Origin of the sequence: Rubrivivax sp. JA1026 (assembly GCF_011065555.1) — a bacterium.
Taxonomy (GTDB): Bacteria; Pseudomonadota; Gammaproteobacteria; order Burkholderiales; family Burkholderiaceae_C; genus Rubrivivax; species Rubrivivax benzoatilyticus.
On the sequence record NZ_JAALCQ010000002.1, the window covers coordinates 168,064 to 191,418 of the forward strand.

Below are 23,355 nucleotides of genomic sequence, written 5' to 3' on the forward strand. Positions count from 1 at the left end.
AGGAGCCGTTTCCCATGGGCGCACCCGTTGCCTACACCGCCACCGCCGACATCGGTCACTGGATCGCCGGCCAGCCCACGCCCGGCACCGGGGCGCGCTCGCAGCCGGTCTACAACCCCGCCACCGGCGCCGTCGCGCGCCGCGTGCGTCTCGCCGAGCCGGCCGACGTCGACGCGGCGGTCGCCGCCGCCGTCGCCGCCCAGCCGGCCTGGGGCAACACGCCGCCGATCCGCCGTGCGCGCGTGATGAACAGGTTCCTCGCGCTGCTCAACGAGCACCGCGACACGCTGGCGGCGATGATCACCGCCGAACACGGCAAGGTCTTCACCGACGCCCAGGGCGAGGTCGCGCGCGGCATCGACATCGTCGAGTTCGCCTGCGGCATCCCGCAGCTGCTCAAGGGCGACTACACCGACCAGGTCTCCACCGGCATCGACAACTGGACGATGCGCCAGCCGCTGGGCGTGGTCGCCGGCATCACGCCGTTCAACTTCCCGGCGATGGTGCCGTGCTGGATGTTCCCGGTGGCGCTGGCCTGCGGCAACGCCTTCATCCTCAAGCCCAGCGAACGCGACCCCAGCGCCAGCCTGTTCATGGCCCGGCTGCTGAAGGAGGCCGGCCTGCCCGACGGCGTGTTCTCGGTCGTGCAGGGCGACAAGGTCGCGGTCGACGCGCTGCTCGTGCACCCGGACGTCAAGGCCGTGTCCTTCGTCGGCTCGACGCCGATCGCGCAGTACATCTACGAGACCGGCGCCCACCACGGCAAGCGTGTGCAGGCGCTGGGCGGCGCCAAGAACCACATGGTCGTGATGCCCGACGCCGACCTCGACCAGGCCGTCGACGCGCTGATCGGCGCCGGCTACGGCTCGGCCGGCGAGCGCTGCATGGCGATCTCGGTCGCGGTGCTGGTCGGCGACATCGCCGAGCGCATCGTGCCCAAGCTGGCCGAACGTGCGCGCACGCTGAAGATCAAGAACGGCATGGAGCTCGACGCCGAGATGGGCCCGATCGTCACGCGCGAGGCGCGCGACCGCATCGAGGGCTACGTCGCCACCGGCGTCGCCGAAGGCGCGACGCTGGTCGTCGACGGCCGCGGCTTCAAGGCGGCGGGTTTCGAGGACGGCTTCTGGACCGGCGGCACGCTGTTCGACCACGTCACGCCTTCGATGCGCATCTACCGCGAGGAGATCTTCGGCCCGGTGCTGGCCTGCGTGCGGGTGAAGGACTTCGCCGAGGCGCTGGCGCTGGTCAACGCGCACGAGTACGGCAACGGCGTCGCCTGCTTCACCAGCGACGGTGGCGTGGCGCGCGAGTTCGCGCGTGGTGTCGAGGCCGGCATGGTCGGCATCAACGTGCCGATCCCGGTGCCGATGGCCTGGCACGGCTTCGGCGGCTGGAAGCGCAGCCTGTTCGGCGACCTGCACGCCTACGGCGAGGAAGGCGTGCGCTTCTACACCCGCCAGAAGAGCGTCATGCAGCGCTGGCCGGCGAGCATCGGCAAGGGCGCCGAGTTCGTCATGCCGACGGCCAAGTGAACGACGACGACGGTCCCCAGGGCCTGGACGCGCGCCTGGCCGAGGTCGCGCGGCTGCGCGAGGCCGGCGATCTGGCCGCCGCGCGCGACGCCGCGCGGGCCGTCTTCGCCGCCGCCGCGGCCGCAGGCGCCGACGACATCGCGCTGGAGGCCGGCCTGGCCTGCTACGCGCTGGACCTGCGCCTGGGCGACCACGTCGGCATGCTCGACGACGGCGCGCTGCTGCGCCCGCGCCTGGCGGCCAGCGACCGCCGCCGCGAGCTCGGCGACCTGCTGCGCCGCATGGTGCTGTCGGCCTGCGAGCTGGCGCGTTTCGACCTCGCGCTGACGCTGGCGCACGACAGCTGCGAAGCCGCGCGCGACCAGGCCGACGACCGCGAACTGGCGCTGTCGCTGGCCGCGCTGGGCGCGTGTTTCGAGCGCATGGGCGATGCCTGGCAGGGCGAGCGGCTGATGTCCGAGGCGCTGGAGGTCGCGCTGCGCGTCGACGAGCCCTACGTGCGCATGGTCGTGCTGAACAACCTGTGCGCGGTCTGCATCGGCCGCTTCTACCGCATGCGCGGCGTCGACGACGCCGACGCGCAGGCCGCGGTCGAACGCGCCGTCGTGCACGCCCGCGCGGCGCAGGCGCTGCTGCCGCAGCTGCCCGACCCGCTGTTCGGCGTCTTCGTCGACGGCAACCTCGGCGAGGCGCTGCTGCATGCCGGCCGCCTCGACGAGGCCGAGCCGCTGCTGCACGACGCGCTGGCGCGCAGCCGGGCTCAGGGTTTTCACGCGCAGACCTGGCGCATCACCTGCTCGATCGCCGAGGCGGAGATCAAGCACGGGCTGCTGCACGAGGCGCTGGCACGGCTCGACGCGATCGGCCCGGCGGCCATCGCCGCCCGCCAGCACGCGACGCTGATCCGCCTGCACCAGACCATCTACCGCGCCGCACGCGAGCTGGGCGACACCTACCGCGCGCTGCGTGCGCTGGAGGCCCACGAGCGCCTGGAGCGCGAGCGTGCGACGCGCCAGCTGCGCGCCCAGTCCGAACTCTTCGTCACGCGCGCCGAGACCGACCGCGTGCGCCAGGAGGCGCTGGCCGCGCGTGAACACGCCCAGCGTTTCCGCGACGAGGCCCGGCGCGACGCGCTGACCGGCCTGGCCAACCGCCGCGACCTGCAGGAGCAGCTGCCGGCGCGGCTGGTGGCCGCGGCGGCACAGCAGCGGCCGGTGTCGCTGGCCGTCATCGACCTGGACCACTTCAAGCGCATCAACGACCGCCATGGCCATGCGCTCGGCGACCGCGTGCTGGTGTCGATCGCACGGCTGCTGCGCGAGGGGCTGCGCCACAGCGACGTGCTGGCGCGTGTCGGCGGCGAGGAGTTCGTCGTCGTGCTGTTCGACACCGCGCCGGACCTGGCCCTCGAGGTGCTGGAACGGCTGCGCCACCGCGTCGAGGGCCACGCCTGGAGCGCCTACGCCGAAGGCCTGGCGGTGACCTTGTCGATCGGCGTCGCGCACGCGCCCGGCTACGAGCTGGTGCCGCTGTTCGAGCGTGCCGACCGCGCGCTCTATCGCGCCAAGGCCGAAGGGCGCAACAAGCTGGTCCTCGCCGAACCGGGCGAACTGCGCTAAGGTGCCGCAGTGGGCGCCTTGCTGGCGTCTACTGCCGCCAAAGCCCGATGATCTGCCCGCATCTCGCCTGCATGCAGTTTGATCTGGAGAGGTTTTGTTTCCATTTCGGCGCTGCAGCATCCGACAACCTGCCGAAAGACCTGCCATGAGCACCACCACCGCGCGCCCGCAGACCCTGGCCGAGGAGATCGCCAACGCGATCAGCCACGGCATCGGGTTCCTGCTCGCGGTGGCCTCGCTGCCGATCCTGGTGCTGTTCTCGTCCGGCCACGGCGGCGCCACCCACGTCGTCGGCGCCTGCGTGTTCTCGGTGACGATGATGCTGCTGTACCTGGCCTCGGCCGTGTACCACGCGCTGCCGCAGGGGCGCCTGAAGCGCTGGTTCCAGCGTGTCGACCACGCGGCGATCTTCCTGTTCATCGCCGGCAGCTACACGCCGTTCGCGCTCGGCCCGCTGCGTGGGGCCTGGGGCTGGTCGCTGCTGGCGGCGGTGTGGTCGATCGCCATCGTCGGCATCGTCGCCAAGGCCCTCGACCGGCTGGCGCACCCGATGTGGTCCACCGGGCTGTACGTCGGCATGGGCTGGCTGGTCGTCGTCGCGATCGGCCCGCTGGTCGAGAACATGGCCGCCGGCGGGCTGGTGCTGCTGGTCGCCGGGGGCCTGGCCTACACCGGCGGCGCGGTGTTCTACCTGCTGGACAGCCGGATGCGCTTCGCGCACTTCGTCTGGCACCTGTTCGTCATCGCCGGCAGCGTCTGCCACTTCTTCGCGGCGCTGCTGCACGTGGCCTGAGCGCGGCGCCCGGCGCCGCCCCCGTTCACCGGCCGGCGTAGCCGCGCAGCAGCGCGAGCAGTTCGCCGGCCGCGTCGCGGGTCTGCGGCCCGCGGTGGCGCAGCCACGGCAGCACCAGGAACTCCGCCTGGTCGGCCACCGAGCCCCAGTGACGCGGCCCCGGCACGCGCGAGCGCAGGTCCTCGTAGCGCGAGCGCAGGCCGGGCAGGCGGCCGCCGAGCCCGCTCGCCGGGTCGTCGCCGTGGCCGAGCGCCTGCAGCAGATCCAGCTCGACGAGCCCGGCGGCGGCCCAGAACTCGGGTTGCTCGGCCATGCGGCTTTCGAGCGCCTGCCGCAGCTCGGCCACCGCGGCCGGGTCGGGCCCGGGCCAGTCGCCGTCGGCGGCGTGCAGCGCGATCTCGGCGGCCAGCCGGTTGGCGCCGGGGTAGAAGATCGCCGGGTCGCGCTGCTCGCGCGCCAGCGCTTCGGCGGCGCCGTAGGCCTCGTGCATCGCCTTCAGCGCCGCGAGCTCGGCGGCCGTGTCGGCGGCCACGCGCTCGAGCATCACGCGCCGCTTGTGCACCGAGCCGACCAGCGACAGGCGCTCGATGGTGCGGTGCAGCCCCAGCAGCCGCTCCAGCTGCGCCGCGGCGTCGTCGAGCGTCGCACGTGCCGCCGCCAGCGTCGTGGCCAGCGCGTCGGACGGCGCCGTGCCGCCACGGCTGCCGCGTCGCGGCCGCGTTGCGGCCGTGCCGGCGTCGCGGCTCGCCTGCTCGACCTCGCTCCAGGCCTGCCGCGCGCGCAGGTTGGCCAGCTGCTCGGCCACGCGCAGCGAGGCGCTGCCGTCGTTGGCCGCGAGGGCCCGCTCGTACCAGCCGATGGCGCGCCCGCGTTCGCCGTTGTCGGCCCAGGCCAGCCCGAAGGCCTCGGCGATCGCGCCCATGCCGCCCCACAGCGGCTGGAAACGCGCCTCCAGCTGCAGCAGGCGCTCGCTGCGCGCGGCGCGCCGTTCGGGTGCGCCGTGGCGGGCGTCGATCGTGATCTCCTCCAGCGCCAGCGCCAGGCCCACCGGGGAGGCGATGTCCTCGCCCGCGGCCTCGGCCGCGCGCGGCGCCGCCTGGGCGTCGCCGGTGCGCGGGCGGAAGGTCCAGTCCGGGTCGCCGTAACACTGGTAGGCGGCCCAGGTGTTGCCGCCGGCCTGCCAGGCCGCCAGCCGGGCCTGGGCGACGGCCTCGACGAAGGGCTCGCCGGCCAGCAGCGCGCGGTACAGCGTCGTCGCGAAGTCCATCGCCGGCTCGTCCTCCACCGCCCAGCCGGCGGCGATGACGCAGCGCACGCCGATGCCGATCAGCGCCTCGGCCACGGTGGCGGCGAAGCGCGCGCGGTCGAACGACGGCACCGTCAGCAGCTCCCGCGCATCGCGGGCGGCGAGGTGGCAGCAATTGACGAAGACCAGCTCGGGCACGGTGCGCATGGCGTCGATCTCGGCCGCGCCGAGCACGGTGCCGCCGGACAGCACGACGCCGCCGGCCGCACCGGGCTCGCCATGGCCGGCGATGTGCACGATGCGGTAGCGCCGCTCCAGCAGCGCGTTGACGATCGGCAGCGCCTCGTGGCCGCCTTGCTCGTTCGCGATCAGCGCGTTGACGCGTTCGGCGCCGACACCGCCGACGCCGCGCAACAGCGCGTCGACCGCCGCCGCCTCCTGCCGCGCGCCGGCCAGCCGGGCGTAGTTCTTCGGCGCGCACGAGGGCTCGCCGACGATCAGCACGGCGTCGTCGGCGCTGGCGTCGGCGACGTGCTCGCGCCAGGACGGGGTGCGCAGCTTGCGCAGCAGCCGGCTGCGGATCGCCCAGGGCCGCGGGTCGGCACCCGGGTGCGGGCTCGCGGGCGTGTCCAGCAGCTCCCACGGGATGCCGGCGGTCGCCTCGTCGACCTCGAGCAGCATGTTCGTCGTGCCGCCGAGGAAGGGCTCGAGCTCGACCGGCACCAGCAGCTGGTAGAGCGTGCGCCCGAGCCGCGGGTCGTCGTTGTCGTCGCGCGCGGCGCAGGCCACGATCTCGGCGATCAGCGTGCGCTGCGTCTTGCGCGCGCGCACCTCGCTGCGGGCGCGCCGCGAGTCGAGCGTGAAGTCGATGAAGTCCGGCCCCGGGGTCGTGACGCGGATGAAGTCGTAGTCGGTGCCGCGGTAGGCGTCCAGCGAGCGGCGCAGCGCGCCCAGCCCGCTCTCGACCGTCGGGTCCAGCTCGAGCGTGCCGGGCGCCGCGGTGGCCTGCACGCGCAGCCCCTTCCAGGCCTCGACGGCGCGTTCGAGGAAGAGCTCGACCAGCGTCAGGTGCAGCACCGTCGGCCAGCCCTGGCGCGCCAGCAGCGTGTTGGCGTCGCGCACGCCCTGCGTGATGGCGCGCGCGGCGCTGCCCGGCGACACGCCCAGCCCGCCGCTGCCCAGCAGCGTCGCGGCGAGCTCGTAGCCGGCCAGCGTGCCGCGCGTGCCCTCGACCAGGCGCTGCGTCCAGGCGAGCACGCCGCGGCGCACGCTGTCGGCCAGCTCGTCGGCCGACAGCCCGCCCTCGGGCCCGAGGCCGACGATGACGACGGCCTGCGGACGCGGCACCAGCGAGCCGCCGTCGGGCGGCGGCGACGGGTTCAGGAAGACCTGGTGGCTGCCCAGTCCGCAGGGGTAGAGCCCGAGCGCCAGCGCCTGGCTCAGCGCGCCGCCGACCAGCGCGTCGACCGCGCGCTCGGTGCCTTCGAGCCGCAGCGAGTCGTAGTGGCCCACCAGCAGCGGCTGGCGCACGAAGCTCAGGTTGCCGTTGTGCACCGTGACTCGCAGCGCCGGCGGGCCGCGGCGGGCCGGCGCCGCGTCGCGCGCGGGCAGCAGGAAGACCGAGCCGGCGCTGCCGGCCGGCAGCGCGTCGGCGGCCGTGCCGCGTGCCGGGCGGCTGCGCACGTGCTGCGGCACCGCGGCCGCCGCCGCAGCGCGGGTCGGTGTCGCCAGCGGCTTCAGGCGCAGCGTCTCGCCGCGTTCGAGCAGCTCGACATAGGCCTCGAAGGCGTCGGCACGCGAGGGCAGGGCGCCGTGTTCGCAGTCCAGCGACCAGGTGCGCACGCCGGGCAGCAGCGCCGAGGCCAGCGGCACGCGGCCGTCGCCGCCGTCGACGGCGTCGAGGTAGACGAGCCCGTGTTCGCTCCACTCGTAGCCGTCGGGCGTGAACTTCGCGTGGCCGGCGACGAGCAGCAGCCGGTCGGCGAAGGCCGGCAGCGTGTCGCGCACCTGCTCGTCCAGCCGCCGGCGCAGCGCGACGGCGCGGTCGAGCACCTTCTGCGGCGGCACGCCCCATTCGTAGGCCGGCACGCGCTCGTCGAGGCCGTCGGACGGCTGGTGCCACCAGTTGAAGCGCCGCGCGGCCTCCAGGTCGCGGTCGGCGATCGTCTTCCAGGCCGCCGCGTCGCCGAGGCCGTCGGCGCCGGCGGCCAGGCCGGCCTGCAGCTGCAGGAAGCCGGGGAAGCCGGCCATCAGCGTGCGCGCCTGGTGGTCGCGCAGCGGCAGGCCGAAGGCGGCCATCGCGTTGCCGAAGGTGTCGTCGCCCGAGAGCACCTGCATCGGCGACCACGAGCCGCCGTTGGGCGTGCCCAGCATCAGCAGCCGGGCGCCGGGGCGGGCCATCAGGCGCTGCCAGACCTCGGGGCACTCCAGCTGCATCGTGCGCGCCAGCAGGCCGCCCATCGAGTGCGCGAGCAGCCGCACCGGCTGTCCGCTGGCGGCGCGTGCGTCCAGCGCGTCGGCCACCGCGGCGCCCAGGCGGCGGGCCTCGTCCTCGAGCGGGCGGCGCCAGTCGTAGCCGAACGGGATCACCTGGTGGCTGCTCTCCAGGTGGCGCAAGAGATCGCCGTAGACCTCGCCCACCGGGCCGTCGGGCTCGACGGGGTCGGGCGTGTCGAGCTCGTACTTCAGCAGCGGCAGCCCGCCCAGGAAACACGGCCCGAGCCAGATGCGGTGGCCGCCGACCTTCAGGTGGCTGCCCAGGATGCCGGGCAGCACGAAGACCGCCGGCCGTTCGGCTGCGGGCCGGCCGCCGGCGGCGGCCGCGGCGCCGCGCACGCCGCCGGCGTCCTGCCCGCCCCAGGACAGCGGCCCGATCGGCCCGAAGCCGTCCGGCCGCGCCTCGGTCAGCCCCTGCACCACGGCGTCGGCGGTGCGCGTGTTGCGGAAGTAGTCGAAGTGCGTGACCTTGCCGCCGCGGTCGAGCAGGAAGCTCGCGCCGCCGGCGCGCGGCGTGCCGCCGTACATCGAGCGTGTCTGCACGACGATGTCGTTGTCGGTCCAGTAGAAGGCGTCGGCAAGCAGCGTCTTGACCCAGCTGCCCAGCGAGTCGCCTTCCAGGTCGCCGGCGACGACGCGCAGCTCGCCGGGGATCGTCGCGTCCGACAGGTTGAGCCACTGCACCAGCGGGTTGTCGGGCGTCATCGCCGCCAGGCCGGGCAGCTGCAGCCAGTCCTCGCGCCGCCGCGCGACCTCGCCGAGGAAGTCCACCAGCGTCGGCGCGACCGGGATGCGGGCCAGCTCCAGCGCCCACTTCAGCACCGAGACGTAGGCGTCGAGGCGGCGCGACGCGAGCAGCGTGCCGCGCGCCGGGCAGGCCACGCGCACGACGCGCTCGACGCTCACCTGGCGCTGGCCCAGCGCGTCGGCCAGCGCCTGCAGCTCGGGGCGCAGCACGCGCCCGGCATCGCCCCAGCCGCCGGCCAGGGCCTCCAGGCGGTCGAAGTCGGCGAGCGCGGCGGCCGGGTCGGCGGCCACGCGTGCCAGCACCTCGGCCACCAGGCCGCCGCGCGAGTGCGTCACCAGGTGCAGCCGCAGCGGCTGGCCCGGCGCCAACGCCTGCACCAGCGTCAGCGCGTTGCGCACCGGGCTCTCGCCGAGCGTCGGGTGGTCCAGCGCGTAGACCCGGCCGGCGTAGTGCGAGAACAGGCGCTGCACGGCCTGCGGGTGTTCCTTCCACAGCTTGGAGAAGGTGCTCTCGGTGTCGACGAAGGTGCCGTGGGCGAGCACGAGCAGCGGCCCGCCGTCCTCGCGCGCGCCGACGCTCGCCGGCGCGCAGGCCGGCCGGCCCTTGAGCGCCGGCAGCGCGCCGGGCCCGAGCGCATAGACGGCGTTGCCGGCCTGGCCGTCGACGCGCGCGGCGATCGCCGCCACCGCGGCGTCGGCCAGCGGCGCGCGCACGAGGTCGGTGAGGATCTCGACCGCGCCGACCAGCACCTCGCCGAGAAAGCCGGCGCCGCGGGTCGGCGCCGCCTGCTCCAGCCCGCTCCAGTGCAGCGCCGGCGGCACCTCGACCTCGGCGGGCGCCGCCGGCGCGGCGCCGCCGCGTGTCGCCGCCGGGCGGGACAGGCCGGCCTGCGCGAGCAGCAGGTCGCGCGCGTTCTCCGGGTGCAGCACCAGCACCGGGCCGCCGGCCAGGTGCAGCGCCACGGCGTCCTCGCCGACCCGGGCCACGAGGCGCTGCCGGTCGGCACCCGCGCGCACCGCGGCGACACGCACCGAGTCGCGCACGCGGCCTGGCAGCGGCGTGGCGGCGGCACAGGCGCCGGCCGGGCCGGCGGCCCCGCGCTGCAGGCGGCCGGGAACGATGAAGGTGATGCTGCGGTCCACGGTGCCCATCTCGCGCCTCTCGTCGTCTCGTCGATGTCGCGGACGAGCATCCGGGAAAGGCTGTGGGCGGACAAGGCGCCGCCGCCGCCAGCCTAGGGGCGGCGTTCGACGACCAGCGGCACGATCAGCAGCCGCGCGCGCACCCGCTCGGCCGCGGCCTGGGCCTCGGCGCGCGTGGCGTAGGGGCCGGCCTGCACGCGGAACGCGACGACGTCGTCGAAGACCGCGACGGCGAGCTCGCCGGCGGCGTCGAGCACCTGGCGGCGCAGCGTCGCGGCGCCCTCGGCCTGGCGGAAGGCGCCGAGCTGCAGCCAGAAGCCCGGCGCGGCGTCGGCCGGCGCGCCGTTCGTGCGGGCGGCCGCGTCGCGCGCCGGCGGGCGCTCGGCGCTGGCGGTCACCAGCGCCATCAGCGGGTCGTCGGCGTCCGGCGGCGCGGCTGCCGGCGCCGGTTCCGGCGCCGGCACGCTCTCGGGCGGCGGCGCGCCGCGGCGCCACAGCCCGGCGCGGATCTCGTCGTGCGTCAGGCGGCGCACCTCGACCGGCGCCACGCCGGCCAGCAGCCCCAGGCGCAGCGCCGCGGTGTAGCTCAGGTCGATGATGCGCCCGGCGACGAAGGGGCCGCGGTCGTTGACGCGCACCACGACCTCGCGGCCGTTGGCCGGGTTGCGCACGACGGCGTAGCTCGGCAGCGGCAGCGTCTTGTGCGCCGCCGTCATCGCGTACATGTCGTAGGGCTCGCCGCTGGAGGTGGACTTGCCGTGGAAGGCGGTGCCGTACCACGAGGCCAGGCCGCGTTCGCTGTACGGCAGGTCGGCGTCCATCGGCACGTAGCGCTTGCCGAACACCTCGTAGGGCTTGTTCGGGCCGCCGCGGCGCAGCGGCTCGACACGCGGCAGCGCGTCGGGGGTCGAGGCCAGGTCGCCGGGCGGCCGGGCCGGCGGGCCGTCACGGCCGGGCTTGGTCGCGCACGCGGCGACCAGCGCGGCGGCGGCGACGACGGCGAGGCGGCAGAGGCGGCGGGTGGCGGACATCGGCGTGCCGCACTGTAGCGGCCGCCGCAGGGCACGCAAGCGTGGCCGCCCGCCCCCCGACCGCGCGGGCCGCTGACCTGGCTGCGGGCCGCTGCGGCCGCGGCGGGCCTAGACTCGCGCCCGGCCACGAGCCGAGACCACACGAGAGCAACCCCCGATGAGTTCGATCTTCCGCTGGCGCGAAGTGCGCCCCGCCCCCGGTGCCGTCGTCGCCCCCGACGAGCGCCTGCCCTGGCCGCAGACCGCGGCGATGGGCGTGCAGCACGTCATCGCGATGTTCGGCGCCACGGTGCTGGCGCCGATCCTGATGGGCTTCGATCCCAACCTCGCGATCCTGATGAGCGGCATCGGCACGCTCGTCTTCTTCCTGATCACCGGCGGCAAGGTGCCGAGCTACCTCGGCTCGAGCTTCGCCTTCATCGGTGTCGTCATCGCCGCCACCGGCTACGCCGGGCAGGGCGCCAACGGCAACCTGGGCGTGGCGCTCGGCGGCATCATCGCCTGCGGCGCGCTCTACACGCTGATCGGCCTGATCGTGATGGCCGTCGGCACGCGCTGGATCGAGGCGCTGATGCCGCCGGTGGTCACCGGCTCGGTGGTTGCCGTCATCGGCCTGAACCTGGCGGGCGTGCCGATCAAGAACATGGCGCCGACCTCGTTCGACGCCTGGATGCAGGGCGTGACCTTCGTCTGCGTGGCTGGCGTCGCGGTCTTCACGCGTGGCTTCACGCAGCGGCTGCTGATCCTCGTCGGCCTGATCGTCGCGAGCATCGTCTACGCCGTGCTGACCAACGGCATGGGCCTGGGCAAGGCGATCGACCTGTCGGGCGTGGCCAACGCCGCGTGGTTCGGCGCGCCGTCGTTCACCTCGCCGGTGTTCGACGCCAGCGCGATGCTGCTGATCGCCCCGGTGGCGATCATCCTCGTCGCCGAGAACCTGGGCCACCTGAAGGCCGTCGGCGCGATGACCGGCCGCGACATGAACCCGCTGATGGGCCGCGCCTTCGTCGGCGACGGCGTCGCGACGATGATCTCCGGCTCGGCAGGCGGCACCGGCGTGACGACCTATGCCGAGAACATCGGCGTCATGGCGGCGACCAAGATCTACTCGACCGCGATGTTCGTCTGCGCGGCGCTGATCGCGCTGCTGCTGGGCTTCTCGCCGAAGTTCGGCGCGCTGATCCAGGCCATCCCGCTGGCGGTGATGGGCGGCGTGTCGATCGTCGTCTTCGGCCTGATCGCGGTGGCCGGCGCCAAGATCTGGGTCGACAACAAGGTCGACTTCTCGGACAACCGCAACCTCGTCGTCGCCGCGATCACGCTGGTGCTGGGCACCGGCGACTACACGCTGAAGTTCGGCGGCTTCACGCTCGGCGGCATCGGAACCGCGACCTTCGGCGCCATCCTGCTGTGGGCGCTGCTGGGCAAGAAGGAAGCGCACGGCTGAGTCTCGCCGTCGCCAGTCCGGGGTCAGGTCTCGCGAGACCTGACCCCGTCTTCACGTCTTCAGGAAACGACAACGGCTGCCCGATGGGCAGCCGTTTCATTTTTGGGGCTTTCGGGCGCTGAGAAGCCCGGTGTTGGCGCGACCGGCAAGAATCGAACTTGCGACGCGGCCTTCGGAGGGCCGCATGATATCCACTTCACCACGGTCGCCAGGTGAGCCGGCATTCTAGCCTGGGCCGTCGAGTCCCGGCGCGGCGGCGGCCCGGCCCCGACTGTGGTTGATCACCAGCGAACCCGGCCGGCCGGCCGATGCGACGAATACCGATGAGCGACCACGCCGATCCCACCGCGCCCGAGGGCCCCGCCAAGACCCCGCGCAGCATGACGCAGACCGTCGTGCTGGCCTTCCTGGTGCCGCTGACGCTGCTGCTGCTCGTCGCCGGCTACTTCGGCGCCCAGCCGCGCATGGATGCCGCCGGCGACGCCTTCGAGGAGCAGGCGATCGCGCTGCGCCTGCAGCCGGTGGGCCGCGTCGCGCTGGCCGACGCCGCTCCAGCCGGCGGCGGCGAGCCGCGCAGCGGCGAGCAGGTCTACCAGGCGGTCTGCAGCGCCTGCCATGCCGCCGGCACGCTGGGCGCGCCCAAGTTCGGCGACAAGGCGGCCTGGGCGCCGCGCATCGCGCTGGGCTACGACACGCTGCTGAACTCGGCGCTGAAGGGCAAGAACGCGATGCCGGCGCAGGGCGGCGGCGTGACGTCCGACGAAGAGATCGGACGTGCCGTGGTCTACCTGGCCAACGCCGGCGGCGGCAAGTTCGCCGAGCCGCCGTCGGCCGCCGCGGCGAACTGACGCCGCCGGTCCGCTGCCTGACGGCCGCCTGCGGGCGGCCGTCGCCGTTTCAGGCCGGCTGCGGCGTCAGCACGTAGCCGAAACGCGCCGGCATCTCGGCGAAGGCCAGCTCCTGCGGCAACCAGCGCCCGGCCTCCACCGCCTCGGCGGCGTGGCCCATGTCCAGCGTGTGCACGAGGCCGAAGCCGAGCGGGGTGTCGAGGAACAGCCGGCCGTGTTCGTCCAGCCAGGCGCCGCGCGGCTCGGCCGCCGCGCCGGTGTGGGCCTGAACCCCGAAGCCGGGGTCGACGCGCCAGACGAAGGGCGCGGCCTCCAGCTCGACGTAGACACGCTGCGGCCCGTTCTGGAAGAACCAGGCGCCGGCCTCGTCGTGCAGGTAGTTGCGGTGGATGAACTCGCGCAGCTTGTCGTGCACGATGCGGCTGCCCTTGACCTGCGGGAACGGCCCGGCGGCCTGCACACGCTCGTCGCGCATGTACCAGTCGCCGCGCGCGTCCAGCGCCAGCCAGCCCCAGCAGTGCGGCACGTTCGGCCACTTGCGCAGCGCGGCTTCGACGATCGCGTCCATCGGCCGATGCTGCCTCAGGCGGCGCGAGCCAGCCAGCCGACGACCGCGTCGGCGAAAGGGCGCACGTCGCCCGGAAAGCCGCCGTGCGGGAAGCCGACGTGGCCGCCCTCGGCCGGCTGCCACAGCGTCACGTGCCGGCCGACCTCCGCCGCCCCGGGCAGCGAGTCGCCGGGCACGAAGGGATCGTTGCGGGCGTTGAACACCAGCGTCGGCACACGCACCGCGTGCAGATGCGGCCTGGACGAGGCGCGGCGCCAGTAGTCGTCGGCGCCGGCGAAGCCGTGCAGCGGCGCGGTGAACACGTCGTCGAACTCCCACAGCGTCGTCGCGCGCAGCAGGCGCTCGCGGTCGAACAGCCCCGGGTGCTGCTGCCACTTGGCCAGCGCCCGCGGCTTCATCGTCTGCAGGAAGCGGCGGGCGTAGACGGCGCGGTTGAAGCCGCGGTCGATGGCCCGGCCGGCGGCCGTCAGGTCCACCGGCGCCGACACCGCGGCGACGGCGCTGACGGTGGCCGCGGCGGCGTCGCCGTGCTCCTCGGTCCAGCGCAGCAGCGCGTTGCCGCCCAGCGAGACGCCGGCGGCCAGCAGCGGCCGGTTCTCTCGCGCCCGCAGCCGCTCGAGGATCCAGCCGATCTCCTCGAAGTCGCCCGAGTGGTAGGCGCGCGGCGCGAGGTTGAGCTCGCCCGAGCAGCCGCGGAAGTGCGGCACCGTGAAGGCCCAGCCGGCAGCGCGTGCGGCGAGCGCGAAGGCGATCGCGTAGCGGCTCGTCGACGAGCTCTCCAGGCCGTGGAACAGCACCAGGCGCGGCGCGCCGGGCGTGGCGGCGTCGAGGTGGTCGAGGTCGACGAAGTCCTCGTCGGGCGTGGTCCAGCGCTCGCGCCGGTACGGCGGCGTCTCGCGTTGCCAGGGGCGCGAGAACAGCGACGGCCAGATCGTCTGGAGATGGCCGCCGGGCAGCCAGCGCGGGGCGCGGTAGTCGTGCATCGCGGCGCGGGCTCCGGGCCCGCTCAGTGCAGCGTCGTCGGCGCCGGTTCGGGCGGCGGCCGCTCGTCGGGGCCGGCGGCGGTGGCGTGGTGCACCACGATGCGCCAGCCCAGCGGCGTCTTCAGGTAGACGTTGGTCGCCAGCATGCGCAGCTCGCTGCGGCCGCGAGCGGAGTCGACGAGGATGCGTTCGACCAGGTGGTGCACCGCGACCTCGGCGCGCTGCAGCCGGTGCACCGCGTCGTAGGACACCGCGATGCCGCCGTCGGCGAGCAGGGTCTCGTAGCTGGCGCGCACGGCGGCGGTGCCGACGACGCGCCCGCCGCCCGGATGCACGCAGAGCACGTCCTCGTCGTCGGCCCACAGCGCCATCATGCGGCCGACGTCGCCGCCGGCCATCGCCTCGTAGAACGCGGCCTCGGCGTCCTCGGGCGTCAGCGCGATCGTCGGCGCCGCGGGCGGCTTCGGGCGCGCCATCGCCGCCTCAGCGGAAGACCACGCTCTTGTGGCCGTTGAGCAGCACGCGGCGCTCGACGTGCCAGCGCACCGCGCGGGCCAGCACGCGGCACTCGATGTCGCGGCCGACGGCGGTGAAGTCCTCGGCCGACAGCGTGTGGTCCACGCGCTCGACGTCCTGCTCGATGATCGGGCCTTCGTCGAGGTCGGCGGTGACGTAGTGCGCGGTCGCGCCGATCAGCTTGACGCCGCGCGCATGGGCCTGGAAGTACGGCCGCGCGCCCTTGAAGCTGGGCAGGAAGCTGTGGTGGATGTTGATCGCCCGGCCTCGCAGCACCTCGCAGAACTCGGGGCTGAGGATCTGCATGTAGCGCGCGAGCACGACGAGGTCGATGCGCTCGCGGTCGATGATCGCCTCGACCTCGCGCTCCTGGGCGCGCTTGGTCTCGGCGCTGCTGCCGCCGACCAGCGGCAGGTGCACGAACGGGATGCCGTAGCTGTCGGCCAGGCCGGCGAAGGTCGTGTGGTTGGAGACGATCGCCGGGATCTCCACCGGCAGCTGGCCGCTCTTCCAGCGGAACAGCAGGTCGTTCAGGCAGTGGCCGTGCTGGCTGACCATCAGCAGCAGCCGCGGGCGGCGCGAGACGGCGTGGAAACGCACGTCCATCTGGTGCTGCTCGCGAGTGTGGGCGAACAGCCGGTCCAGCGTCTGCACGTCGGCCAGCTGTTGCGGCGCCTCGAAGTGCACGCGCATGAAGAACAGGCCCGTCGCGTCGTCGCCGTCGAGGTCGCCGAACTGCTGCGAGTCGATGATGTTGCAGCCCGCCTGGTACAGCAGCCCCGAGACGGCGAAGACGATGCCTTTGGTGTCCCGGCACGAGAGCGTGAGGACGAACTGGTTTTCCGCAGCCATCCCGGCATTGTAGGGACCGCCGCGCGGCGTTCTTTCGCGGCATCCGTCACGGCGCCCGGCGGGGAAGTCCCTCAGCTCCGGGTGCATTCGTTCGATATCCCTCCGGATGTGCCCCGCTGCGTCCGCCCCCCTGCCGAGCCGCCGATGAAGCTGCGATCGATCTCGCGTGGCTTCTCCGCCGCGGTCCTGCTGACGCTGCTGGCCAACATCCTCGTCTTCTGGGGGCTCGTCTTCCCGGCCAACGAGGCGATGCGCCGCGCCACCGACGACCGCGACCGCGCGCTCGGCTTCGTGCAGCAGATCGAGAACGAGAACACGCTGCTCGCCGAGCTGGTGCAGGGGTTCACCGCGCGCACCGACCGCCAGGGCGACCTGCGCTACTTCAACACCTACTACGAGATCCTCGCCGTGCGCGACGGGCGCTCGCCGGCGCCCGAGGGCGTCGACCCGATGCTCTACTGGCGCGAACGCATGCGCGTGCGCGACGTCGCCGCGGCGCGCACCGGGCCCAGCGTGCCGATGCTCGAGCGCATGTCGCGGCTGGGTTTCGTGTCCGAGGAGCTGGCCGCGGCCGGCCGCATGCTGGCCGCGGCGCAGTACATGCAGGAGCTGGAGAAGATCGCGATGGCCGCGACCCAGGGCCTGTTCGACACCGCCGCCGGCGACTTCGTCGACGACGGCCATCCCGACCTGCCCTATGCCTTCGAGCTCGTGCGCTCGCGCGAGTACGAGGACCGCCGGCTGATGCTGGCCGAGGCCGTCAGCGAGCTGCGCGCCCAGGTGCGCGCGCGCACCGACGCGGCGATCGCCTCGTCGCGCGAGCAGCTCGCCGCCGGCATCCAGGCGGCCGTCGTCACCAATGCGGCGCTGGCGGCGCTGTTCTACGCCGTCGTGCTGGTGCTGCGCCGGCGCGTGCTGCAGCCCATCGGCACGCTCAGCGCCGTCGCGCGCCAGATCGCGCGCGGCGAGTACGGCGAGCGCACCCGGCGCCACGAGCGCGGCGTCGAGGAGCTCGCCGGGCTGGGCGATGCGCTGGACGCGATGGCCAACCGCTTCCAGGCCGACATCGCCGCGCGCGAGCAGGCCGGCCGCGAGCTGCAGCTCGCGCGCGAGGAGGCCGACGAGGCCAACGAGGCCAAGTCGCGTTTCGTGCGCAACATGAGCCACGAGATGCGCACGCCGATGAACACCATCGTGCTCGGCCTCACCCACCTGTCGCTGCAGACCGACCTGAGCGGCGAGCAGCGCGACTTCGTCGACAAGGCCCAGGCGGCCTCGCGCATGATGCTGGCGCTGATCAACGACGTGCTCGACTTCTCCAAGATCGAGGCCGGGCGCATGACGATCGAGTCGGCGCGCTTCTCGCTCGAGGAGGTGGTCGGCCAGGCCGTCGAGCTCGTGCGCCAGCCGGCGCAGCACAAGGAGCTGGAGCTGCTGTGCGACTGGGCCGACCCGTCGCTGCTCGTCGACCGCGGCACGCTGCGCGGCGACGCGCTGCGGCTGCAGCAGGTGCTGACCAACCTGCTGTCCAACGCCGTGAAGTTCACCTCCCGTGGCCAGGTCCGCCTGACCGTCGACAGCGCGACGAGCGGCGACGACGCCGTCGTCGATCTGCTGCTCGTCGTCGAGGACACCGGCATCGGCATGAGCGCCGAGCAGATCGGCCACCTGTTCCGCGAGTTCGCCCAGGCCGACGTCTCGATCACGCGCCACTACGGCGGCACCGGCCTCGGGCTGGCGATCACGCGGCGCCTGGTCGAGCTGATGGGCGGCACGATCGCGGTGCGCAGCGAACCGGGTGTCGGCAGCCGCTTCGAGGTGCGGCTGACGCTGCCGCGCGAGCGTGCAGCCGAGGCCCCCGCGGCCTCGCCGGAAGCGGCGGCGGCGCGTGTGCTCGTCGTCGACGACCAGCCCGACACGCGCCTCGTGCTGCTGGGCCAGCTGCACACGCTGGGCGTGGGCTCGGCGGGGCGCCTGGCCGGGGCCGGCGATGCGACCCAGGCGCTGGCGCTGGTGCAGGCGGCGGCGCGCGAGGGACGGCCCTTCGATTTCGTGCTGCTGGACTGGATGCTGCCCGACGCCGACGGCGCCGCGGTGCTGTCGCGGCTGCACGAGCTCGACCCGCGCACCCGCATCGCCGTCGTCTCGGCCTACGGCACCGACGAGGTGCGCCAGTGCGCCCGGGGCCTGGGTGCGACCGACTTCATCGCCAAGCCGGTGCTGCCGGCCGATCTGCGGCGGCTGTTCCGCCCGGCCGAGGCGGCGCCGCCTGCGCCTGCCGCCGCCGGCGCGGGGCTGGGCGGCCTGCGCGTGCTGCTCGTCGAGGACCATCCGCTGAACCAGGAACTCGCCGCCGCGCTGCTGCGCCGCCGCGGCGCCGTGGTCACGATCGCCGACAACGGCCTGGTGGCGCTGGAGACGCTGGCCGCGCGTGGCGCCGACGCCTTCGACGTCGTGCTGATGGATGTGCAGATGCCGGTGCTCGACGGCCTCGAGGCGACGCGCCGCCTGCGCCGCGACCCGCGTTTCGACCGCCTGCCGGTGGTCGCGATGACGGCGCACGCGCTCGACGAGGAGCGCCGGCGCTGCCTGTCCGCCGGCATGCAGGACCACATTGCCAAGCCGCTGGACGTGGCCGTGCTCGAGGTGGCGCTGGCGCCGTACCGGCGCGCGCCGGCGCCCACCGACGCGGCACCGCCGCCGCCGCCGGTCGTCGCCGCTCCGCTGCCGTCGCTGCCGTCGCTGGACACCTCGCGGGCGCTGCAGCAGTTCGACGGCAACGTCGCGTTGTTCAGGCGCACGCTGGCCGGCTTCGCCGCCGAGTACGGCGACGGTCTGCACGCCTGGGCCGCCTGGCTTGCCGACGGCCGCTGGCCCGAGCTGCGCCGCGCCGCGCACACGCTGCAGGGGCTGGCCGGGACGATCGGCGCCGTGGCCCTGCGCGAGCACGCGCTGGCGCTCGAGCGCGCCGCCGCGGCGCAGGCCGGCCCGCAGGCCGAGACGGCGCTGCTGCCGCTGGGCGACACGCTGGCGCAGGTGGTGGCCGAGATCGACGCCGCGCTGGCCGCCCCGCCGCCGTGGCTGGTCAGCGCCCCGGCGCCGCTGCGCGACGGTGCCGAGGTCGCGCCCGAACAGGCGCTGCGCCGCCTGCGCGAGCTGCTCGAGGCCGCCGACAGCGAGGCGCTCGAATGCTGGCGCACCCAGCAGCGCGCGCTGCGCGCGGCGCTCGCGCCGCCGGTGATGCGCCGGCTGACGCAGGCCATGGCGGCGCTGGACTTCGACGCCGCGCTGGACGCGCTGCCGCCGCCATGACGGCGTGGCGCAACCCGCCGCTGGCGGCGCTGCTGGCGGTCCTGCTGGCCTGGGCCGGCCTGGCCGTGCCGGGGCTGCTGACGCCGCTGCAGGCGGCGAGCTTTCCGGCGCTGGCGCTGCTGCTGGCCGTGCTCGCGTCGGCCTGGGAACGCTGGCCGGTGCACCGCCGCGTGCTCGGGCGCGTGGCGCTGGCGGCGCTCGTGCTGCAGGTGCTCGCGAGCGCGCTGGCCGCCCCGGACGCCCCCGAGGGCGCTGCGACCTGGGCGCTGCGGCTGACGCTGCTGCCGGCACTGGTGCTGCTGCTGCGCGCCTGGCCGGCCGCGAGCCTGCCGCAGCGCGATCCGCTGCCGGCCCCGGTGCCCGCGCCTGCGCCGGCCGCCGACACCGGCTCCCGGGCGCCGGCGGACTTCCTCGCCACGCTCGGGCACGAGGTGCGCACGCCGATGAATGCCATCGTCGGCCAGACCCGGCTGGCGCTGGAGGCCGAGCTGGCGCCGGCGCAACGCCGCCGTCTCGAGGAGGTCGCACGGGCCTCGCAGCAGTTGCTGGACCTCTTCGGCGCGATGACCGCGCTGGCGGCGCTGGACGGCGGCCGCCTGCAGCTGGCCTGCGCACCGCTGCGTGTCGAGGATCTCGTGGCCGAGGCCTTTGCCGCGGCGCGCGTGCTGGCGCGCGGCAAGCCGGTGGAGCTGCACTGCCGCTTCGAGGCTCCGGCGCTGCTGGGCGCCGCCGGCTGGCGCCTGGGCGACGCGGCGCAGCTCGGCCGCGTGCTCGGCCAGTTGCTGGGCAACGCGGTGAAGTTCACCGACGCCGGCCACGTGCGGCTGGCCGTCGGGCTGGACGGCGAGCGCCTGCGTTTCACCGTCACCGACACCGGCGTCGGCCTGGATGCGGCGCAGCTGGCGGCGTTGTTCGAGCCGCTCGCGCAGGCCGACGGCTCGGCCACGCGCCGCCACGGCGGCCTGGGGCTGGGGCTGGCGCTTGCGCGGCGGTTGGCCGAGCGCATGGGCGGCCGGCTGGACGCGCGCAGCACGCCGGGCCGCGGTTCGTGCTTCGAGCTGCAGGTGCCGCTGCCGCCGGCGCCGGCCTCGCCCGGCGAGGCGGCCGTCGAGGCCGGCGGCCCGCTGCTCGTCGTGCAGGCCCACGACGAGGCGCGTGCCGCTCTGGTGCAGATGCTGCACGCGCTGATGCCGCAGGCGCGCGTCGACGAGGCCGTCTCCGGACGCCAGGCCCTGGCCTGCGTGCGGCGGGCCGCGTCCGCCGACGGCGACTACGGCCTGCTCGTCGTCGACTGGGTGCTGCCCGACATGGACGGTGCCGAACTGCTGCGCCATCTGCGCAGCGCCGGCGCCCGGCCGCGGCGCACCGTGCTGCTGGTGCCCTTCGACGGCCCGGCGGTGCAGCAGGCCGCCGGCGGGCTGGGCGTGGGTGCGCTGCTGCCCAAGCCGGTGCTGCCGTCGGACCTGCGCCGCCTGCTGGCCGGCGCGGCGCCGGCTGCCGAGCCGGCGTCGGGCGACGGCCGGCCCGCGGGGCTGGAACTGCTGCAGCAGCTCGGCGAGCTTCTGGACGACAACGACGCCCGGGCCGTCTCGATGTGGGAGTCGCATGCCTCGGACTTCATCGGGCTGCTGCCCGCTGCCGAGGCCGAGCAGCTCAGCGGCGCGATGTCGCGATTCGAGTTCGACGCGGCACTGGCGGCGCTGCGCCGCACCGCGCCCCGGAAAGGCCCCGATGAACGTTGACGCCCCGGCGCCCGGCGCCGATCCGCCGCTGCGCCGCCCGGTCGTGCTCGTCGTCGACGACACGCCGGCCAACCTGACGCTGCTGGCCCAGGTGCTGAACCGGGACTACCAGGTGAAGATCGCGATCAACGGCCGGCGCGCGCTGGAGATCGCCGGGCGCAGCCCGCCGGACGTCATCGTGCTCGACGTCATGATGCCCGAGCTCGACGGCTACGAGGTCTGCCGCCGGCTCAAGGCCGACCCGCTGCTGGCCGACGTGCCGGTGCTGTTCCTGACGGCGCTGACCCGGCCCGAGGACGAGACGCAGGGTTTCCGTGTCGGCGGCGCCGACTTCATCCACAAGCCCTTCAATCCCGAGACGGTGCTCGCGCGCGTGGCCACGCAGCTCAAGCTGAAGGTCGCGCGCGACGTGCTGCGCGACCGCAACGCGCACCTGGGACAGGCGCTGGAGCGCCGCTGCCGCGAGGCCGAGCGGCTGCGCGAGACGACGCTGTTCCTGATGCTCGGCCTGGCCGAGTTCCGCGACAACGAGACCGCCAACCACATCAAGCGCACCGAGGAGTACGTGCGCACGCTGGCCAGCTGGTACGCCGCACGGCCCGGCGCGCCGGCCGACCTGAGCGCCGCGGCGATCGACGAGCTGGCCAAGGCCGCGCCGCTGCACGACATCGGCAAGGTCGCCATCCGCGACGCGATCCTGCTCAAGGACGGCCCGCTCGGCGCCGATGAATGGGCCAGCATGAAGACCCACACGGTTCGCGGCGCCGAGCTGCTGCAGAAGGCGATCGACCGGCTCGGCCACGATGCCGGGCCGATGCTGGTCTACGCCAAGCAGATCGCTCGCCACCACCACGAACGCTGGGACGGCAGCGGCTATCCCGACGGCCTGGCCGGCGAGGACATCCCGCTGGCGGCGCGGCTGATGGCGGTGGCCGACGTCTACGACGCGCTGACCACGGCGCGCCCGTACAAGCCGGCCTGGGACCACCGGGCGGCGATGGACTGCATCGTGCAGGGCGCCGGCCGCCACTTCGACCCGGTGCTCGTCGAGGGCCTGCGCGCCTGCGAGGCCGCCTTCGTCGAGATCGCCACCGAACTCCGCGATGCCGGCGACGACGGCAGCTCCCCGCCGCCGGCGCCCTGAGGCGGCGGCCACCCGACACGATGAAGAACAACAAGCCCTTGCGGGCGCTCGCCGCCGCCGCCGTCGCCGCCACCGTCAGCCTGCCCGCCGCGGCGCTGGACCTGTCCTGGTCGGGCTTCGGCACGCTGGGCTGGGCGCAGTCCAACCGCGGCTGGGCCGTCGAGCGCAGCATCGACCGCGGCGGCAGCGCCGAACGCGACACGCTGGTCGGCCTGCAGCTCGACGCGCGCCTGGCCGAGCGCTGGAGCGCGACGCTGCAGCTCAAGGCCGCCGAGTCGCTGGAGCGAGACCACCGCTGGGACGTGACGCCGGCCTGGGCCTTCCTCGCCTGGCGGCCGGACGACGACTGGCTGCTGCGCGCCGGCCGCATGCGGCTGCCGCTGTACCTGTACTCCGAGATCCTCGACGTCGGCGCCACCCAGGACATGGTGCGGCTGCCCACCGAGATGTACTCGATCGCGCCGTCCAACGAGTTCGACGGCCTGTCGGCGACCCGGACCTGGACGCTCGGCGACGACGAGCTCTCGCTGGACGCCTATGGCGGCCGCGCCCGCACCACGGCGCGCTTCTGGGCGCGCGACGGCCTGGCGCCGGCCAAGCCCGCGGGGGCCAACTTCGTCGAGGTCGAGGTGCACGCGGTCGGCGCCGCGCTGACGCTGCGCCAGCCCGACACGCTGTGGCGTGCCGGCATGCACCACGTGCGCACCGCGCAGACCGACGGCTCCCGCATCCCGGTGACGCTGCCCTGGGTCGAGCTGGCGCCCGGTGTCGGCTTCTACAAGACCGACGACTCGATCCCCTACGGCCCGCCGGTCGAGGCGGTGTCGACGATCACCAACCTGATCTTCACGCTCGGCGTCGAGCACCGTTTTGCGGCGCACTGGCGGGTTGCGGCCGAGTACGCGCGCGACATCCAGCACGACACCGAGCTGGGCTCCAACACCTCGGGCGGCTACGTGGCGCTGTTCCGCGAGTTCGGCGCGCTGACGCCGTACCTCGCCTGGTCGCAGCTGCGCTCGACGCGCGGCACGCGCGACTGGTATCGCCGCCTGACCGCCCACCCGCTGCCCGAGAGCCTCCCCGGGGCCGGGCCGATCAACGCCGCGCAGCGCCTGACGGCCGAGACGATCTGGGCCGCCGACCAGCGCTCGGTCGCGCTCGGCGCGTCCTGGACTCCGGCGCCCGGTCACAAGCTCAAGGCGGAGTGGAAGCGCACCGCGATCGGCCAGATGAGCCGCCTGGTCGACACGCCGGCGGACGCCGGGACGATCCACGACACGCACGTGGACGTCTGGTCGATCAACTACGGCTTCGCCTTCTGAGGGCGCGTCGG

15 protein-coding genes and 1 tRNA gene are annotated in these 23,355 nt (G+C 74.5%); 9 read left to right on the plus strand and 7 right to left on the minus strand.

The genetic code is table 11. From position 1 onward, the window contains the following. Positions 1–14: 14 nt before the first annotated feature. The 3 genes from G5B56_RS04475 to G5B56_RS04485 all read left to right on the plus strand — a co-directional run bounded on the left by G5B56_RS04475 (position 15) and on the right by G5B56_RS04485 (position 3,947). Positions 15–1,535 carry a CoA-acylating methylmalonate-semialdehyde dehydrogenase gene (locus G5B56_RS04475; RefSeq protein ID WP_164962457.1) on the plus strand — a complete coding sequence of 507 codons (1,521 nt, stop codon included), beginning with the start codon at positions 15–17 and terminating at the stop codon, positions 1,533–1,535. Then, entirely contained in the window at positions 1,532–3,154 is a 1,623-nt protein-coding gene (locus G5B56_RS04480; protein WP_009856289.1) for a diguanylate cyclase, read from the plus strand. The genes G5B56_RS04475 and G5B56_RS04480 overlap by 4 nt, the downstream gene beginning before the upstream one ends. Before the next feature lie 145 nt (positions 3,155–3,299). Beyond that, complete coding sequence (locus G5B56_RS04485) at positions 3,300–3,947, plus strand: hemolysin III family protein (protein WP_164962458.1); 648 nt, start codon at positions 3,300–3,302, stop codon at positions 3,945–3,947. Between the two features lie 25 nt (positions 3,948–3,972). Here G5B56_RS04485 and G5B56_RS04490 read toward each other — a convergent pair whose 3' ends face one another. Both G5B56_RS04490 and G5B56_RS04495 read right to left on the minus strand, forming a co-directional pair. Continuing rightward, entirely contained in the window at positions 3,973–9,588 is a 5,616-nt protein-coding gene (locus G5B56_RS04490) for a CHAT domain-containing protein (protein WP_164962459.1), read from the minus strand. Between the two features lie 83 nt (positions 9,589–9,671). Beyond that, a complete protein-coding gene (locus G5B56_RS04495) occupies positions 9,672–10,610 on the minus strand; it encodes a septal ring lytic transglycosylase RlpA family protein (protein WP_164962460.1) in 939 nt (312 codons plus the stop codon). Positions 10,611–10,767: 157 nt separating this feature from the next. On the opposite strand from G5B56_RS04495, the gene G5B56_RS04500 reads away from it, so the two are divergent. Next, positions 10,768–12,057: a solute carrier family 23 protein gene (locus G5B56_RS04500; protein WP_164962461.1), complete on the plus strand. Its 1,290-nt coding sequence runs from the start codon at positions 10,768–10,770 to the stop codon at positions 12,055–12,057. 134 nt (positions 12,058–12,191) lie between these two features. On the opposite strand, the gene G5B56_RS04505 is transcribed toward G5B56_RS04500, so the two are convergent. Next, positions 12,192–12,266, minus strand: a tRNA-Arg gene (locus G5B56_RS04505). A gap of 114 nt (positions 12,267–12,380) precedes the next feature. Between G5B56_RS04505 and G5B56_RS04510 the strand changes: the two genes are divergently transcribed. After that, complete coding sequence (locus G5B56_RS04510) at positions 12,381–12,905, plus strand: cytochrome c5 family protein (protein WP_009858963.1); 525 nt, start codon at positions 12,381–12,383, stop codon at positions 12,903–12,905. 49 nt (positions 12,906–12,954) lie between these two features. Here the strand turns inward: G5B56_RS04510 and G5B56_RS04515 are convergent, their stop codons facing one another. From G5B56_RS04515 to purU, 4 genes are read right to left on the minus strand one after another with little or no spacing between them, the layout of a single operon-like run. Next, positions 12,955–13,473, minus strand: a complete 519-nt coding sequence (locus G5B56_RS04515) for a DUF2946 family protein (RefSeq protein ID WP_164962462.1) — start codon at positions 13,471–13,473, stop codon at positions 12,955–12,957. Positions 13,474–13,487: 14 nt separating this feature from the next. Further along, the gene (locus G5B56_RS04520; protein WP_009858965.1) at positions 13,488–14,456 is read right to left on the minus strand and encodes a YheT family hydrolase; all 969 of its coding nucleotides are present in this window, start codon (positions 14,454–14,456) and stop codon (positions 13,488–13,490) included. A gap of 23 nt (positions 14,457–14,479) precedes the next feature. After that, positions 14,480–14,932 carry a nuclear transport factor 2 family protein gene (locus G5B56_RS04525; protein ID WP_009858966.1) on the minus strand — a complete coding sequence of 151 codons (453 nt, stop codon included), beginning with the start codon at positions 14,930–14,932 and terminating at the stop codon, positions 14,480–14,482. 7 nt (positions 14,933–14,939) lie between these two features. Then, the gene (gene purU / locus G5B56_RS04530) at positions 14,940–15,824 is read right to left on the minus strand and encodes a formyltetrahydrofolate deformylase (protein WP_009858967.1); all 885 of its coding nucleotides are present in this window, start codon (positions 15,822–15,824) and stop codon (positions 14,940–14,942) included. 144 nt (positions 15,825–15,968) lie between these two features. On the opposite strand from purU, the gene G5B56_RS04535 reads away from it, so the two are divergent. Genes G5B56_RS04535 through G5B56_RS04550 form a run of 4 tightly spaced genes read left to right on the plus strand, consistent with a single transcriptional unit; the run spans position 15,969 to position 23,344 of the window. Then, positions 15,969–19,136: a response regulator gene (locus G5B56_RS04535; protein WP_009858968.1), complete on the plus strand. Its 3,168-nt coding sequence runs from the start codon at positions 15,969–15,971 to the stop codon at positions 19,134–19,136. Beyond that, positions 19,133–20,878 (plus strand): ATP-binding protein, encoded by a 1,746-nt coding sequence (locus G5B56_RS04540; RefSeq protein ID WP_164962463.1) that lies wholly within the window; start codon positions 19,133–19,135, stop codon positions 20,876–20,878. The genes G5B56_RS04535 and G5B56_RS04540 overlap by 4 nt, the downstream gene beginning before the upstream one ends. Beyond that, a complete protein-coding gene (locus tag G5B56_RS04545; protein ID WP_164962464.1) occupies positions 20,868–22,022 on the plus strand; it encodes an HD-GYP domain-containing protein in 1,155 nt (384 codons plus the stop codon). The genes G5B56_RS04540 and G5B56_RS04545 overlap by 11 nt, the downstream gene beginning before the upstream one ends. A gap of 20 nt (positions 22,023–22,042) precedes the next feature. Next, complete coding sequence (locus G5B56_RS04550) at positions 22,043–23,344, plus strand: hypothetical protein (protein ID WP_164962465.1); 1,302 nt, start codon at positions 22,043–22,045, stop codon at positions 23,342–23,344. Positions 23,345–23,355 lie beyond the last annotated feature (11 nt).

Excerpts from the sequence above, each read along its gene's own strand:
- G5B56_RS04485 (WP_164962458.1), top strand. The coding sequence starts at position 3,300 with ATGAGCACCACCACCGCGCGCCCGCAGACCCTGGCCGAGGAGATCGCC.
- G5B56_RS04525 (WP_009858966.1), bottom strand. The coding sequence starts at position 14,932 with ATGGCGCGCCCGAAGCCGCCCGCGGCGCCGACGATCGCGCTGACGCCC.
- G5B56_RS04515 (WP_164962462.1), bottom strand. The coding sequence starts at position 13,473 with ATGGACGCGATCGTCGAAGCCGCGCTGCGCAAGTGGCCGAACGTGCCG.
- G5B56_RS04520 (WP_009858965.1), bottom strand. The coding sequence starts at position 14,456 with ATGCACGACTACCGCGCCCCGCGCTGGCTGCCCGGCGGCCATCTCCAG.
- G5B56_RS04540 (WP_164962463.1), top strand. The coding sequence starts at position 19,133 with ATGACGGCGTGGCGCAACCCGCCGCTGGCGGCGCTGCTGGCGGTCCTG.
- G5B56_RS04535 (WP_009858968.1), top strand. The coding sequence starts at position 15,969 with ATGAAGCTGCGATCGATCTCGCGTGGCTTCTCCGCCGCGGTCCTGCTG.
- G5B56_RS04495 (WP_164962460.1), bottom strand. The coding sequence starts at position 10,610 with ATGTCCGCCACCCGCCGCCTCTGCCGCCTCGCCGTCGTCGCCGCCGCC.
- G5B56_RS04550 (WP_164962465.1), top strand. The coding sequence starts at position 22,043 with ATGAAGAACAACAAGCCCTTGCGGGCGCTCGCCGCCGCCGCCGTCGCC.
- G5B56_RS04510 (WP_009858963.1), top strand. The coding sequence starts at position 12,381 with ATGAGCGACCACGCCGATCCCACCGCGCCCGAGGGCCCCGCCAAGACC.
- G5B56_RS04475 (WP_164962457.1), top strand. The coding sequence starts at position 15 with ATGGGCGCACCCGTTGCCTACACCGCCACCGCCGACATCGGTCACTGG.
- G5B56_RS04490 (WP_164962459.1), bottom strand. The coding sequence starts at position 9,588 with ATGGGCACCGTGGACCGCAGCATCACCTTCATCGTTCCCGGCCGCCTG.
- G5B56_RS04500 (WP_164962461.1), top strand. The coding sequence starts at position 10,768 with ATGAGTTCGATCTTCCGCTGGCGCGAAGTGCGCCCCGCCCCCGGTGCC.
- G5B56_RS04545 (WP_164962464.1), top strand. The coding sequence starts at position 20,868 with ATGAACGTTGACGCCCCGGCGCCCGGCGCCGATCCGCCGCTGCGCCGC.
- purU (WP_009858967.1), bottom strand. The coding sequence starts at position 15,824 with ATGGCTGCGGAAAACCAGTTCGTCCTCACGCTCTCGTGCCGGGACACC.